Consider the following 15,273-nt stretch of genomic DNA (forward strand, 5'->3'; position numbering starts at 1 on the left):
TTGAATTGAATTCCGCTGGAGTAGCTGTCTTTTCTGGAGTAAAGGGGAGAAAGCGCATTGTCGACATGAGCTGGGAGAGTTTTGTGAAACAACTTAAGCGATGACGAGTCCTCGGTGATCGATCATGAAAATAGAAAGCATTTCCCTTCAGAATTTTCGTTGTTTTGGACCAGAGAAGACGAGCATCGAACTCGAGTCAGGGGTTACAGCGTTTGTGGGAGGGAACGGGTCTGGGAAGACAGCTGTATTTCAGGCCTTAGCGCGTCTTTTTGGATTGACGGAGGCACAGCGGCGTGTCCGTCGTCAGGATTTTCATGTGCCGGCTGATCAAGAAGAGATCACTTCTGGGGCATCTTTACGCATAGAGGTGATCCTATGTTTTCCTGAACTCGAAGGTGTGGCAGAGGATGACCGAGAGGATGCAGTGGCGGAGTTTTTCCTTCAAATGGCTGCCTCGGGTGAGGGGGAACCGCTTAAATCGAGGATTCAACTGAGAGCTACGTGGACTGATGACGGCACACCGGATGGGAATATCGAGGAAGAGATAAAGTGGGTCCTTACGTTGGAAGATGACTTCGAAGAGGATGAATGCAAGAGAGTCCTCCCTGCGCAGCGAGGATCAATTCAGCTTGTGTATATCCCTGCTACCAGGGACGTCGGAGCACAAGTAACATCTTTCTTGAAAGGTCGTCTGTGGCAAGCTGCGCGGTGGTCAACCAAGTTTCGGAACTCCGCTGCCAGGACAGCAACTCTCATACAAAACCGTTTTGACCGGGAGGAGCCAGCGAAATTCGTACTCGAACGCCTTGAACGACGGTGGCGCCAGGTTCATGAGGCTGATACTGATACTACTCCTCTTCTAAGGCTTGTCGACAGGCGATTCGATGAATTCGTTAGAAACGCCACATTCATGTTCTATCCTGATGAATCAGGACGTGACCGAGAGCTCGTTGATTTAAGTGACGGGCAACGGTCCCTTTTTCACATAGCTCTCACAGCGGCAACCTTGGAGGTCGAGAGGGATGCTTTTGCGGTGACTCATAGTGATGGCGCTTTCGATGTGGCGAAGATGCGGAGAGCGCACCTGACGATCCTCGGAATCGAAGAGCCTGAAAACAGCCTATCGCCATTTTTTCTATCCAGAATTATTGCACAGTGCCGGGAGATTGGCAGTCTGCAATCGGCACAGGTTGCTGTTTCGAGCCACTCGTCAGCGATTTTGAGCAGGATCGATCCAGAGGAGGTTCGATATTTCCGGATTGAACGTGGGAGTCGAAAATCGTCAGTGAAAAGGCTTAGCCTTCCCGCTGGTGATGAAGAAGCCAGCAGATACGTGCGGTTAGCGGTGAAGGCATATCCCGAACTGTACTTCGCTCGCTTCGTGGTTCTCGGCGAAGGGGAATCAGAACGTTTAATCATTCCCAAAATCGCAGAGGCTATGGGTATGGAGATGGACCCCTCGTTCGTTCCGATTGTCCCTCTGGGAGGAAGACATGTGGCGCATTTCTGGAAGCTGCTGAATGATCTGCGAATCCCTCATGCGACATTATTGGATCTAGATCTTGGACGTCGCCACGGAGGAGCGGAGACCGTGCGGACGGTCGTGGAAACCTTAAGGGCAATTGGCAACGACCTTTCAGCGAACCGGTGTGTTCTGGATGGTGAGATCGCGGTAGAAGAGCTGACGGATCTTGATCACGGGGACCTGTGCGATGGTTGGGAGAGTAATACATGGTTACAAGCATTAAAATTGGAAGGGGTATATTTCTCCTACCCTGTCGATATTGATTTTTCGATGCTCTCCGCGTTTCCAGTGGCCTACGAGCATCCCAGGTCTGGAGGTCATGGGCCTCGGGGAGATGCTATGGCCATTAAAGAAAAGAAAGCCGTAACGCTAAAAACCGGCGGCGATCCAAGTCTCTTTGATGTTAGCTATGATGATGCTTTCAAATGGTACCCATACCTGTTTGTGAGTTCGAGTAAGCCCGAGACGCATCTCTCGGCCATCAACCGGATCGAGGCTTCCGAGTTGGCAGATGGGGCTCCTGCAGAGTTGAGAGCGCTTATCGAACATGTCAAGAAGGCGTTGGCGCTCAGAGGCGATGAAGAATGATGCTTATGAGTCCTGAAGCCTGGCGACCGCATGGCATTGATGATCTGGAACCGCGCGCGTGGGAAGCATTGCGGGAAACGAGTCAGAGCGTTTGCGTTACTGCAGGAGCGGGATCAGGTAAAACTGAGTTCCTTGCACAAAAAGCGACTTATCTTCTTCAGACAGGTCTTTGCCGCGATCCCAAACGGATACTCGCGATCAGTTTCAAGCGGGATGCTGCTTACAATCTGGCGGATCGGGTGGCCAGACGGTGCCCACCGGAACAGGCGCGGCGGTTAGATTCATTTACCTTCGATGCTTTTACAAAGGGGCTATTGGATAGATTCCGGCTAGCGATTCCTGAGTTTTTGCGTCCGCCGCTAGACTATCAAATAGTATTTCACCAACGTAGAGATTATGAACAGTTTCTTGAAAGGCATGGCTTCTACGGCTTGCAAGCGGGAGAGCTAGAATCTGCCTTGGCGACGACTCGTCTCCCACTAAATGAAAATGAAGGCACCGGGGGAGTGTACGCGGCAGTCACCGCCTATTGGCGGGAGCAGTACAGGAATCCCGCAGGGGTTGGACTTACGTTCGCGATGATAAATCGTCTCGTAGAGTTGGTTCTCCGGATACATCCTGGTATTCGCGGCGCGTTTCAGATGACTTATCCATTCATTTTTCTTGACGAATTCCAAGACACAACCTCGGCTCAGTTTCAGCTTCTCACGACAGCGCTGGATGGGAGCGACTCAGTGTTGACGGCGGTTGGTGATGACAAGCAACGGATAATGGGGTGGGCGGGAGCAATGCCGGATGGTTTTTCTCAGTTTGAGACTACTTTCTCTGCCGGTCGAGTGCAGCTATTGTCAAACTGGCGTTCGCACGAAGATCTTGTCCGCATTCAGCATGTGATCGCGTGTCGCATTGACCCAGAGAGTGAATGCCCTGAAGCCAGGGCCGAGCGTGAGGTTCATGGAGATGTCGCCGCCATTTGGGAGTTTGGAGATCCCGAGGCGGAGAGAAGCCGTCTGGCTGATTGGATCGCGGAGGAAGTGGAATCTGGAAACGTTGAGCCGCATGACATAGCGATTCTGGTTCGAAGCCATGCCGATCGGGCTGAAGAGGATTTAGCGCCGGCCCTTGCACGCCGGGGTATCAGGTTAAGAAATACGGCCAGGTTTGTCGGTGACATAGATATCCAAAGTCTTCTAGGGGAGGAACTCACCGCGATATTGATGCCCCTTCTTCGCCTAGGAGCGAAGATGAGGAGTCCGGAGGATTGGGACCGAGCTCAACAAACGATACAGTTTCTCGAAAGCCTTGACCCGGATGACGGACCTGATCAGGAACAGCTACAGACAAGACTCGGTGATTTTGTGCGCGCTTTGCGTCGCTCTATGAGAGAGGTGGATCTCAATCCAGATTCAGCAAGTGAGATGGTAAGGCGAGTTCTTGATTTTGTGGGAGTGTCGTTGGTCCGGCAGAACATTCCGGCATATAGACGCCAGCACGACTTCGAACGGGTCTGGAACGGGTTTGTTGCGCTTCTCCGGGAATGCGCACAGGGGGCTAGTTCGTGGGATGAAGTGCTGAATGAGTTCGAGGGAGTTGGTCAAGTTGTTCTTATGACGATTCACAAAAGTAAAGGGCTTGAGTTTCATACGATGATCTTTTACGGGCTTGATAACCAAACATGGTGGAGTCTTACGCCAAATCAACGGGAAGAATTGAATTCCTTCTTCGTCGCATTCACCCGCGCCAAGCAACGCGCATTTTTTACGTTCTGCAGTGAGCGTGGGCAACCCATAGCTTGGATTGAGAACTTGCTAGCGCCGGCTGGTCTGCGTCGAATACAGAGAGGGACAGATTGAGCTGGCCCAGGTTTCGTGGACACCAGGTTAAGACTCACCGAGCCGTCGTTCGAACTCCAGCGGGCTCAGATAGCCGAGGCTCTGATGCAACCGCTGGCGATTATAGAATCCTTCAATAAACGCGAAAATCTCTCGTCCGGCCTCGCCGTGAGTCTGATACGTCTGGTGATGAATCAGTTCATTCTTCAGCGTACTGAAGAAGCTTTCGGCCACGGCGTTGTCATAGCAGTTCCCTTTCCGGCTCATGCTTGGCGTAAGGCCGAGGTCCCTCAGGCGTTGTTGATACAGCCGCGCACTGTACTGCGCCCCCTGATCGGAATGATGAATGAGTCCCGGCTGAATCTGCCGTTGACGGACGGCCATCGCCAGGGCGTCGAGCGTGAGTTGTTGGTCCGGCTTGTTTCGCATGGCCCAACCAATCACCCGCCGTGAATACAAGTCCAACAAGACGGCCACATACAGCCACCCCGCCCGGGTCGCGACCATCGTGAAGTCCCCGACCCAGACGCGATTCAGCCCCGTCGTTTCGAAGCGCTGCTGTAAGACGTTGGGCGCCGGCGGCGGGAGTTGATGATGCTCGACACTGACGCGGAATCGGCGGACCCGTTTGGCCGCCAGGCCGCCGAGGATTCGGAGGCGTGCGACCCGATGGCGGCCACAGCGGAGTCCTCGACCGCTCGCTTCCCGCCAGAGTTTGATGGCCCCATACTCCTCCCGCATCTCCTGATGAATCTGGCGGAGTAGCGGCAGCAGCCGCTGATCGTCGGCGGTGCGGGCACTCACCGGCCGATCCCGCCAGGCATAGTAACCACTGCGGCTGACGCCCAGGACTGTGCAAAGCCGTGACCCGATGAAGGCGTTCTTGAGTCCGGATGAACACGTACTTCACGCGGACTCCCTCGCGAAGTACTGCGACGCTTTTTTTAAAATGTCTCGCTCCTCGGTGACCCGCGCCAACTCACGCTTGAGACGCGCCAGTTCAGCAGCGGGTTCAGCTTGCCGCCCTGACCCCGGGAAGGCGCCGCCGTGGACGGCGACCGCTTTCTGCCATTTGTAGAGGCGATTCCGCGGAATGCCGAGCTCACGAGCAATCTCGGCAGCAGGCCGTTGCCCGGCATTCAGGAGTTCTACCGCGTGTCGCTTAAACTCGGGAGTGAACCGTCGTCGTTGGCCCATGTCGCACCTCCGTCGGGGCTATCGTGCCCCCATTTGAGGTGTCCGTCAAACCCGGGCTAGTTCAGATCCCAATAGTGATGCGTGACTGAATTGGTGAGGTATTACTGTTCGAAGGCGAATGAACCCTTGGATTTGTTCAATTTTTGCTTTAGATAAAAGCCAAAATAGAATAACATTATAAAACAAGGCTTTACATTACTTTCAGTATATGCTATTTTTGCTTTTGTGAGTAAAAAGCAGAAAGCCAAAATTGAGAATGAGCCCTGGAACAAGGATAAAGCCGTTGGTCAGATGGCACCATTCGCGCCAGAACAATGTGCCCTGATCCGCACCCTGCTCGCCGCAGAAAAGAAAATTCGGGATCTGGCGTTGTTCAACACGGCGATCGATACCATGCTCCGCGCCTCCGACCTGCTTCCCTTACGAGTCATCGATGTCACGGATCACAACGGCGATGTCGTCCATGAATTTACGATCCGCCAGAAAAAGACCGGTGCCGGCCACGTCGTGGCGCTGTCGCCGGAGACTCGGAATTCGATTGCCGACTGGCTGCTGGCATCGGACAAAAACAAAGACCCGGAAGCGTTCCTGTGGACCAGTATCGGCAATCGCAAAACCGGCCGTCATCTGACCCGCGAACAATATGCCAACCTGGTCAAGAAATGGTCGTCTCTTGCCCGCGTAGATCCCCGGCGGCACAGCACACACTCGATGCGCCGGACGAAATCGGCGGCAATCTATGACAAGACGCAAAACCTTGCGGCCTGCCAGCACCTGCTGGGCCACAAGAGCATCGGCAGCACGGCGCACTATCTGGGAGTTGATCAGCGCAAGGCGCTCGATCTGGCAAAGAGGATTAAAATCTGAAAGGAGGATGGACTGGTACAGGGGGCGTTCGCCCGACATGGTACGCATGGACCGCATGGGCCCACAACTCAATACGTTCAACCATTTCACAGTCGAGCGGTCTGAGGATGTCTTGACAAGACTGCCCTCTCGTACGCTGTTGGGTTGCCAACGTCTGCGCACATCGTCGCGTACACGTGTGGCAGCATCGGCGAACGACTCCAAGGGCAATCATCGCGACGGTTGTTCCTGTGACGAGCCGAGATGCGTTGTGTGACTCGGGCCTGAGCGTGAGAGGGACCAGCAGGGAGGCGTACGCATTCAAGGCTCACGCATTGACATCTGCGCGGAATTCGAGTACTCTTTCAATGTGTACACACTAAGGAGAAGAGCCATGCCCCGGGTTGCGATCGACGATAACAAGCGGATGAATCTCCGGGTGCGGCCGGAACAGAAGGCCACGCTCGTGCGGGCGGCGGCGTTGAGCAACACGGACCTGACGAATTTCGTGCTCCAACCGGCCTTGCGCGAAGCCAAGCGGGTGATCGAAGAGGCCGAGCGCCTCATGCTGTCGGAGCGGGACAGCCTCACAGTGCTGAAGCTGCTCGAAACGCCGCCGCCGCCGAACGCCCGGCTCAGGAAGGCGCTCGCCTCGTTAGCGACAGAGCCATGAGCGTCCCGGCTTGGCACGAGGAGCCGATCGCGAAACACCACGACCGCAAGGCCTTTGACTGCGGCGATGCGGCGATGAACGAGTTCCTGCATCGATACGCCCGCCAAAGTCACGACGCAGGCGGCGCGAAAACCTTCCTCGCGATCGACAATGCCGACAACACGACGGTCCTTGGCTTCTACAGCCTCGCGCCCGGCGCGCTCGCGTATGCGGACACGCCGGAGATGGTGCGGCGTGGCCTCGCACGTCACGATGTGCCGGGCTTTCGGCTCGCGCGTCTCGCGACACACGTGCGGCTGCAAGGGAAGGGCTTGGGTGGCCAGCTCCTTGCGGCAGCCGGCCGTCGCTGCCTGCGCGCCGCGGCCAGCGTTGGCGGCGTGATCCTTATCATCGATGCGAAGAACGAACGCGCCGCCGACTGGTACACCGCGTACGGTGCCGTGCCCTTAGCCACGACGCCGCGCACGCTCGTCATGTCCCTGGCGACGTTTGCACCAGCATTGAAGGCCAAGGGCCGGGGATAACGCCTGTCCGCACGATGACGGGATGAGGGGCTCATGCGCTTGGCGTCGTACGGCATACACGATCCCGTGTTCTGAATGGGCATGCAGGCTTTTCCGCCGCTTGATCTGAAGCCATAGAATTCAACGGGAACGAATTGGATCTGTGGCCAGACCTTCGGGGATGAGCAAGGGCCGCACCATGACAAAACCGATGCGATCATGTTCGGAGAAACGAACATTCCGGTGTCGGAGTGAGTGTGAGGTGACCCGGTCGGTTCAGGCGATCGGTCTCCTACTCTCCTGCCCTATGTGGTATTCGTCAGTTCTTGCAATGTTTCCATTACATCGACCAACGGAGCAACAGTCAGATGTTCAGACAGAGAAAACGTGTCCTTGCCGGGATACACGACGAATCGGTGCGTCGCGTGGATATCCTCACATCCTATATAAAATCCCTTCGCGGGTTTGGGCGCAAGTGAGCGTTTGATTTCGATGGCGATCCGGCGACGTGTGCCTTGCTCAATCACCAGATCAATTTCAGCGCCCGCTGCTGTGCGGTAAAACCACGGAAGCGCATCATCAGGCAGCACGCTCAGAAGATTCTCAAGCGCAAAGCCTTCCCAGCTTGCTCCCGCGATGGAATGACCGAGGATATCTTCTAGCGTTGAAAGTCCCAGCAACGTATGCAACAGGCCACTGTCACGAATATAAATCTTTGGCGCTTTGACGAGCCGTTTCCCGATATTGCCGTACCAGGGCCGGAGCGTGCGAACGAGCAGCAAATCCTCCAGAAGCTCTACATAGCGTTTCGTTGTACGTGACGACAGGTCAAGGCTGCCGGCAAGCTGGGCAATATTGACTTGTCCGCGCTGATGATGCGCCAGCATCGTCCAGAGGCGGCGCAAAGTCGATGCAGGAATACGCGGGCCGATTTGTGGAATATCTCGTTCAAGATAGGTGCGAATAAAAGTCTTGCGCCACTCAAAACTTTCAGCGTCCGAGGTAGCCAGGAGACTGGAGGGGAACCCGCCGCGCACCCATAGCATATCTGCGGACAGTTTTTTATCTTGTGCGCCCTCCCAGGCTGTGATGCCACCCAGTTCTCTGTAAGCAATCCTGCCGGCGAGGGACTCAGAAGATTGCTGCAGCAGGTCAAGCGATGCAGAACCCAGAATCAGAAACTGGGCGGATTTTTCCCCGGCACGGCGTCGGCGGTCGATAACACCTCGCAGAGTAGTAAAAATCTCGGGCAAGCGCTGAATTTCATCAAGAATAATCAGCCGCCCCTCATGTGTTTTGAAGTAATACCTGGGATCACTCAGTTTGAGGCGATCTCCTTCATCTTCAAGATCGAGATAGATCGGTTCTGGGCGCAGGGTGTTGGCGATCTGGAGTGCCAGTGTCGTTTTTCCTGCTTGCCTCGGCCCCAGTATGCCAACAGCGGGAAAAATCTGGAGCAGGTTCATGATCTTGTCTTGAGCATGTCGCTTAATCATCCTAGCAATATAGGCATAAAGTGCCTGAACTGCAAGGCAAGTATTCGAAGGCGGCAGAAGCGCCCTACCTTGTTTGACGCCAACGGGCATGGTTTGAGGTACTGAATAGGAAGCCCCTGCCCGCTCGTTTACGAGGTTGTTGAGGGCCTGCCGGGTGACGCGCAGATATTTGGCCGCACCGGTCACGGTAAGACCGAGGGGTCCAAGGCACTCCTGCCGGGGTGTGAGGAAATCTTGCGGGCGGTTTTTTCATCACAGGTCTAAAGCGATTGAAGCGCTCTTTTCACGGCTGACGGGTTCTTGTCGATAACCATGAGGTAGCCTTTCGCGGGGCCTTCCGGCACGCGCTTCCCGACTTCCCACTTTTTCAGGGTCGGGATGGGAATGCCGAATGTTGCGGAGAAATCCTGCTGAGTCATTTTGAGGCGGCTGCGGATTTTCCGCACGTCGATGTCCGCGGTGCGGATGGTGTGCACCCTACCGGACGCGTTCCCGTGCAGCATGTCGAGCGCGTCCTTTGCGCCGGTGATGATGTGTTTGCCTGCCTTGGTCATGTTCTCATCTCCTTTGTGATCAGTTGCACGATTTTGTAGAGTTCGCGCAATTGCCTATTTTTACCGTACGGGTAAAGAACCCCGCCCTTCCAGGCGGGGCTTTTGTAAACCAAGAGGGAATTTACCTCCGCTTCGCTACGGGCTGCCATTCATCCCCGCCCTTCTGGGCGGGGCATTCTGGCAGGCTTTCGTAAAACAACCGATCAGGTAAAAGTCTGTCAAGCCTTCTGCTTCCAGGTCACAGGGAGTGAGCAACGTAGGGCGATGTCCCCGCAGTTGTTCTCACGTGGTTTCTGTGCTATTGGGCAAGTCTGTACTTACTGAATTGTGCACATCTAACCAGGACCGGTAGTGATTCAGGTACGCCTTAGCACGTGTCTGGGCATTCTCACCGGGGGTCGATGTTCTGATGTTTTGTACTCAACCAGCACGTCCTGTTCAGACCCAAGATGATCAGGAGCCCTCGTCCGGAGGTATCATCTTTAGGTGTGGAAATAGGATGAAGGCAGCGTACCCTTTCGGTTGGACATCAACCAACCACGCCTCCGTTGAAGCGGAGGGGAAAGGATACGCCACCATGAAGAAGAGAACCAGCACCGAGACCACCGAGTCAAGCACCGTGTGTTACGCCACGCTTGAGCAGTGGGCCCGTGGGCAGATTCAGGTCCAGCTGCAACAGCTCCTTGAGGAGGAAGTCACGACGTTCCTCGGCCGTGCCCCCTACGCGCGCCGCGGCATGGTGTCGCCGATTGATCCACCAATGGGGAGCCGAAACGGCTACGGCAAACCCCGCGCCTTCTCGATGATGAATGGGACGGTGACAGTTCGGCGCCCACGAGTCCGCGATCTGACCGACCGGTTTGAGAGCAAGGTCCTCCCTCTGTTTACACGGCGGACCCAGGAGGTCGGCGCGCTGCTGCCGGAGTTGTACCTGCACGGGCTATCCTCTGGAGACTTTGAGCTGGCGCTCCGTGGTCTGTTGGGCGAGGGGGCGCCGCTGTCGGCGAGCTCGCTGCAACGACTGAAGGCCCGCTTCGAGCTCGAGTACGAGACGTGGGCGAAACGGGATCTGTCGGAGCTGCAGATCGTCTATTGGTGGGCCGACGGCCTGTATGTGAAGGCGGGCATCGAGGACCGCAAGCGCGCGCTCCTCACCATCGTGGGTGCACTCCGCACCGGCGAGAAGATCGTGCTAGCCTGTGAGAGTGGCGAACGGGAGAGCAAGGAGAGTTGGCTGAAGATCTTGCGCGATCTCAAACACCGCGGACTCACGTTCCCGCGGCTGACGGTGGCCGACGGGCATCTCGGGATCTGGGCGGCCGTTGGCGAAATCCATCCAGCCGGCGAGGAGCAGCGGTGCTGGAACCACAAGATCACCAATGTCCTCAACGATCTCCCGAGGCGAGTCCAGCCGCAGGCGACTGAGCTGCTGAAGGCGATGCCGTATGCGGAGACGAAAGCCGAATGCGAACGGCGGCGGGATGAATTCGCGCAAACATACCGGAGGACGGAGAAGAACGCCGTCGATACGCTGCTGCGGGACTGGGACCGCATGGTCACGTTCTATGCGTTCCCACACGAACACTGGATTCACCTTCGAACGACGAACATCGTGGAATCCCCCTTCGCCTCGGTGCGGCTCCGTACGGACGCGTCTCGTCGCTACAAACGAGTGGAGGGGGCCCAGGCCATTATCTGGAAGATGCTCCGGGTGGCGGAGAAGTCGTGGAGAAAACTCAATGCGCCGGAGCTGTTGCCGCTGGTCGCCTCTGGTGTGCCGTTCAAAGATGGAAGGATAACCAGATCAGGCAGGGTGAACAGCGACGAGGACAATCAGTCCGAAAGGACCGCCGCTTGAACCCTATTTACACACCTCTTGACGGTGGCTCCTCGTCCGGACCAACTTGTGATCCTTAGGCAACAGGCGGCGAATCGGCGGGGTCATGCCAGACACAGCATGGACGCCAACGACCATTGCACCGTGATCACCATCCCACCACCAGGCTGGGAGTCCACCCGCAACACGTCCCCGATCTTTCTGGTCCGCGTGGTTATAGTGGCCAAGCCATAGCCCCTCGCTCGCCGATCGGCCGGGGCCTCGACATCCCTCACTCCTTCTCTCACTTCTGTTTGATATAGAAGCGCGCCAACGTCGGCAAATGATCGCTGACAGCTTCCTTGACCTCTTGCAGCACCTTCACCACAGCCTTATCTTTCATGGACCCGGCCCGCGCCAACGCTTCCTGAATGGGCACCCACTGCACCACCTTCGCAATCTGCTGATCCACAACCTGGTCGGCCGAGGCCAAGGTCACCGCAGCTAAATCGATCCGTGAGAGAAACCGATTGCTCCGGTTCGCCAGCCACAGATACGAGTAATCGCTCGGATCGTTAATGTCACGAAAATGCACAGGCGTTGCCGGATCATCTTCTAACGCATGAAACGGGGCCCATTCAGGTGCATCCGGCGCGGCGTTCCAATCTCCGAGAATCATCGTGTCTGAATCGGTGGCCTGCGCCGTCGTCGTCAGCCAGTTCGCCAAGATCGCCGCCGATTCTTTCCGTTGGGGCGCCCCCTCCGCCATCGCTTTGAGATGCACGCCGAGGACCTGAAAGTCGAACTTCTCCGTCCCCGGCGGCACGGGTACCGAGGATCCTGAAGGAATGCGCGCCGTAAAATAGCCGTAGAGGGGTGTTCGCCCAGCGAAGGGATCTTTCTTCCCGGGTTTTTGATGCTCTCCGCGGGGAAACAAATCTTCTACGTCTGCTTTCGACCGGAGCCAATCCCGATCCCACATCATCGCCACCCGCTGCTCGCCGCCTGCGGCCGTGTAATAGACCACATAGTCGCCGGCCCCGCGGCGATTGAGCTCCTCGGCGACCGCATCCAACACCCCCGGATACCGGCCGTCTTTCGAGGGGCCCGCGATTTCCTGAAAGACAAACAGGTCCGAATTGAATGCCTCCAGAATATCCACCACCCGGTTGAACCGTTGACGGTCCTTCGCCTGTGACTTGCCGGCGCCGAACCACTCAATGTTCCATTGCAGCACATCGATGTACTGCGCGGTATCCCGATATTCCTTCGGCACATACTCAGAAAATGCCCGGGCCGCGTGATCGTTTTCCGCAGTCAACACATTGAAGCGCTTTCGGATCTTCCCTGGCATCATCCCCTCCCTTCGTAATAACCCTGCGGCTAATTGTCCCTTCCCTCGCAGTCCGCGTTGGCTCCATGCCGCTTCGCCAAGCTGTACCGTCTCTTGTACTCCATCGCCCCTCATCTTGGGCACTGGCGGGGACGCCAGGTCACGCCTCCTGGATCTGAGCCTGTGTCGATACAAGGAAAGGCCCTGGTAGAGCACTCTGTACCGAGACAGTGAAGCGAAGGGTGGTCTTTTCCGGGTGCGCGGTGGGCTTGTAGGGGAATGGTAGATTTTGTTATACCAGGGCTCGATAGATACCCTATGCTAAAAACCCTTTCGCACAGTAGCGCGTGGATCTATGCCTGACCAGTCTGTCACCTCCCCTGCGGCTCCCCCATCGGCCCTCGATTATGACGAGGCTGCCACCTGGGTCGCACAGTATCTCTCGGCCTGTGAGGTCGAACTCGCCGCCGAGACCCTCGACACCTATCGGCGGAAACTCTCGCGGTTTCTCTCCTGGTGGGCGGGCCTCACCCCCCGTCCACTCTGTACCGCGCAATTGGCGTTTCGCTATGCCCGTCACCTCCAGGACCAAGCCGGCTCCAGTCGATCCCACAATCTCCATTTTGCCGTCCTCCGACGCTGGGGCTGGTATCTCGTCACGCAAGGACGTCTCGAGACCAATCCGTGGCAGCGGGTCGTGCCCCCACGCCAACCGGTCCAGTTGTCGACCGACTGGTTAGTCTTTCGGGAAATCAAACAGCTCTTACAGAGTTTCGACTGTGAGAAACTCAGTCAGCACCGTGACGCCGTCCTCTGCCGGCTGATGTTAAAAACCGGCGCGCGAGAAACGGAACTGGCGCGGGCCCGTCTCAAGGATCTCCGGCCCATCGGGCCGGATGGAACAGAAGCCTGGCTGACGCTACAGAGCAAAGGGAAGCAGACAGAGGAACCCGTGCTCATCGTGGCGTCGCTCAAACAGGATCTGGATGATTATCTGCGGCGACGCTATCCGAGCGGCGCCTACCCTCCCGACGCGCCCCTCTTCACCACGTACACGGACGACGACGAACGGCCGATGCCGCCGAGAGAAATGCGACGCCGCATCACGGCCGCCTTGCGCCGCGCCGGGATCAAACGGCCGGGCATTACGCCCCTCTCCCTGCGGCACACCGCCGGCAAGCAGGCCTTGGCTAAAAAAGCGCCGCCGGTGGCCGTCCAAGAGATGCTGCGGCATGAACATATCCGCACCACGAAACGCTTGATCGACCAGGAACATCGCCGCGCCACGGCCGCCGAACGGTTTCTCTCTCATTACTAAGCTTAGGCCAGAAAGCCCACGGCTTCAGTCGTGGGAGTGTCAATAAGCCACACGACACCCGTTGCCCATGGCCCGCTCGAGCACGAAGGGCCTCCGTCCGTCGCCGGCTAGACTCCTGGGCGAAACCTCTCCAACACGACTCCACGCCATGCCGAGTGCCAGTGATGTCCCATTTGCTGATCCAGCGAGGAATCGATGCCCTCAAGACGTTCCAGCCGATACACGATCACCACCGCCACTGCTGCTCTTTCCACGGCACCCCCGATGCCAGGTCCTCCATTGCCCGATCCGGTTCATCAGACCCGTATCCCCAGAATCAAGCTCATGGCCATTCGAGAAGCCTCGCTTCCGTACCCAGCTCGGCGGATCTCCCATAGCCAACACGTCTTCGAGTTGCTCCACGACTACTTTCACGGCCATGATCGTGAGGAAATGCTCGCGATCCTTCTGGACAGCAAGAACTGCATCATCGGGCTCCATACCATCTCTATCGGCTCACTGACTCTGTCCATTGTGCATCCGCGCGAGACATTCAAGGCAGCTGTCCTCATGAACGCCGCCGGTCTGATTCTCGCCCACAATCATCCCAGCGGGGATGCCACGCCCAGCTCAGAAGATCGCACACTCACCGCGCGACTCACCCAAGCCGGAGATCTCTTGGGAATCAGGGTGCTCGATCATGTCGTGGTCGGCGACAACCGCTATGTCAGCTTTGCCGACCAGGGCTGGCTCGTACCGACCTCGTCCGCTTAAGCGGAAAGGCCCGGCCTCGGATCGTAATAGCACTATAGGACCTATGCGGACATCCAACCCCCCACAGCGACGACGAGCCTCGCTCAGCGACCGGCTGCCCGAGCTGGCCGCGGAATGGCACCCAACCCTCAACGGAGCGCTCACCTTCGACCGATTAAGCACCGCTTCCACCATTCCCGTCTGGTGGCAATGCCTCCGGATGCCCACACACGTTTGGCAGGCCTCGCTCAAATCCCGCTATAGTAAGCACAGCGGCTGCCGACGCTGCCGCCTGGCTCTGAGAACCTATCAGGGCATCGCGTTTTGCAACCGGACGCTGGCCGTCACATCCCCGGCGATCGCCGCCACGTGGCATCCCACAAAGAACGGCGCCCTCACCCCCCACGATGTCACCCTCAATTCACGCTATCGGGCGTGGTGGCAATGTCCGATCGATCCGACGCATGTGTTTGATACCACCGTCAATAATCGACGGCGGAGCGGATGCCCGTATTGTGCCGGCCATCGCATCCGAAAAACCAGTACGCGACAGCGCAGCGCTGACCAGCTGCTCACCACACTTCCGCACCTGGCGAAAGAATGGCATCCGGATCTCAACGAGGATCGCACCCCGGCGAATTTCTCCACCGGATCCGCACTCATCGTCTGGTGGCAATGTCCTCGAGACAACAAACACACCTATCTCGCCAGTATCCGTTCCCGAACCCGCCTGAAGTTCCCGGTCTCCTGCCCCGAGTGCCGACGCATCAAACGCGAGCTGATCCGCCTCCATCGGGAAGCGCATACCCCTATGGTAGTGAGGTAATCAAACGTGCATGAACCGGTTTTTCGCTGTTGCA

At 57.1% G+C, this 15,273-nt stretch carries 12 protein-coding genes and 2 pseudogenes; 9 read left to right on the forward strand and 5 right to left on the reverse strand.

Annotation, left to right across the window (positions count from 1 at the left end):
* The first annotated feature begins 124 nt into the window (after positions 1–124).
* A complete protein-coding gene (locus tag H8K04_20480) occupies positions 125–2,113 on the forward strand; it encodes an AAA family ATPase (protein UVT18059.1) in 1,989 nt (662 codons plus the stop codon).
* Complete coding sequence (locus H8K04_20485; GenBank protein UVT18060.1) at positions 2,110–3,966, forward strand: ATP-dependent helicase; 1,857 nt, start codon at positions 2,110–2,112, stop codon at positions 3,964–3,966. The genes H8K04_20480 and H8K04_20485 overlap by 4 nt, the downstream gene beginning before the upstream one ends.
* A gap of 27 nt (positions 3,967–3,993) precedes the next feature.
* Here the strand turns inward: H8K04_20485 and H8K04_20490 are convergent.
* Positions 3,994–5,142: pseudogene (locus H8K04_20490) on the reverse strand (IS3 family transposase).
* Between the two features lie 291 nt (positions 5,143–5,433).
* Between H8K04_20490 and H8K04_20495 the strand changes: the two are divergent.
* From H8K04_20495 to H8K04_20505, 3 genes are all read left to right on the forward strand, one after another.
* Entirely contained in the window at positions 5,434–6,009 is a 576-nt protein-coding gene (locus tag H8K04_20495) for a tyrosine-type recombinase/integrase (protein ID UVT18061.1), read from the forward strand.
* 373 nt (positions 6,010–6,382) lie between these two features.
* The gene (locus H8K04_20500) at positions 6,383–6,661 is read left to right on the forward strand and encodes a DUF1778 domain-containing protein (protein ID UVT18062.1); all 279 of its coding nucleotides are present in this window, start codon (positions 6,383–6,385) and stop codon (positions 6,659–6,661) included.
* Positions 6,658–7,185: a GNAT family N-acetyltransferase gene (locus H8K04_20505; GenBank protein ID UVT18063.1), complete on the forward strand. Its 528-nt coding sequence runs from the start codon at positions 6,658–6,660 to the stop codon at positions 7,183–7,185. Before H8K04_20500 ends, H8K04_20505 begins: the two co-directional genes overlap by 4 nt.
* Before the next feature lie 284 nt (positions 7,186–7,469).
* Here the strand turns inward: H8K04_20505 and H8K04_20510 are convergent, their stop codons facing one another.
* Both H8K04_20510 and H8K04_20515 read right to left on the reverse strand, forming a co-directional pair.
* Complete coding sequence (locus tag H8K04_20510) at positions 7,470–8,660, reverse strand: ATP-binding protein (protein ID UVT18317.1); 1,191 nt, start codon at positions 8,658–8,660, stop codon at positions 7,470–7,472.
* A gap of 260 nt (positions 8,661–8,920) precedes the next feature.
* Complete coding sequence (locus H8K04_20515; protein UVT18064.1) at positions 8,921–9,214, reverse strand: helix-turn-helix domain-containing protein; 294 nt, start codon at positions 9,212–9,214, stop codon at positions 8,921–8,923.
* 577 nt (positions 9,215–9,791) lie between these two features.
* On the opposite strand from H8K04_20515, the pseudogene H8K04_20520 reads away from it, so the two are divergent.
* A pseudogene (locus H8K04_20520) lies at positions 9,792–11,006 on the forward strand (IS256 family transposase).
* A 149-nt stretch (positions 11,007–11,155) separates the two neighbouring features.
* Here the strand turns inward: H8K04_20520 and H8K04_20525 are convergent.
* Both H8K04_20525 and H8K04_20530 read right to left on the reverse strand, forming a co-directional pair.
* On the reverse strand, positions 11,156–11,326 hold the full coding sequence (locus H8K04_20525; GenBank protein ID UVT18065.1) for a hypothetical protein: 171 nt from the start codon (positions 11,324–11,326) through the stop codon (positions 11,156–11,158).
* Between the two features lie 8 nt (positions 11,327–11,334).
* Positions 11,335–12,507 carry a hypothetical protein gene (locus H8K04_20530; protein UVT18066.1) on the reverse strand — a complete coding sequence of 391 codons (1,173 nt, stop codon included), beginning with the start codon at positions 12,505–12,507 and terminating at the stop codon, positions 11,335–11,337.
* 211 nt (positions 12,508–12,718) lie between these two features.
* Here H8K04_20530 and H8K04_20535 point away from each other — a divergent pair, with 211 nt between their 5' ends.
* From H8K04_20535 to H8K04_20545, 3 genes are all read left to right on the forward strand, one after another.
* Positions 12,719–13,681: a tyrosine-type recombinase/integrase gene (locus H8K04_20535; GenBank protein UVT18067.1), complete on the forward strand. Its 963-nt coding sequence runs from the start codon at positions 12,719–12,721 to the stop codon at positions 13,679–13,681.
* A gap of 195 nt (positions 13,682–13,876) precedes the next feature.
* A complete protein-coding gene (radC, locus tag H8K04_20540; GenBank protein ID UVT18068.1) occupies positions 13,877–14,434 on the forward strand; it encodes a DNA repair protein RadC in 558 nt (185 codons plus the stop codon).
* A 43-nt stretch (positions 14,435–14,477) separates the two neighbouring features.
* Complete coding sequence (locus tag H8K04_20545) at positions 14,478–15,239, forward strand: zinc-ribbon domain-containing protein (GenBank protein UVT18069.1); 762 nt, start codon at positions 14,478–14,480, stop codon at positions 15,237–15,239.
* The last annotated feature ends 34 nt before the right edge of the window (positions 15,240–15,273 follow it).

Source organism: Nitrospira sp. (assembly GCA_024760525.1).
Taxonomy (GTDB): domain Bacteria; phylum Nitrospirota; class Nitrospiria; order Nitrospirales; family Nitrospiraceae; genus Nitrospira_D.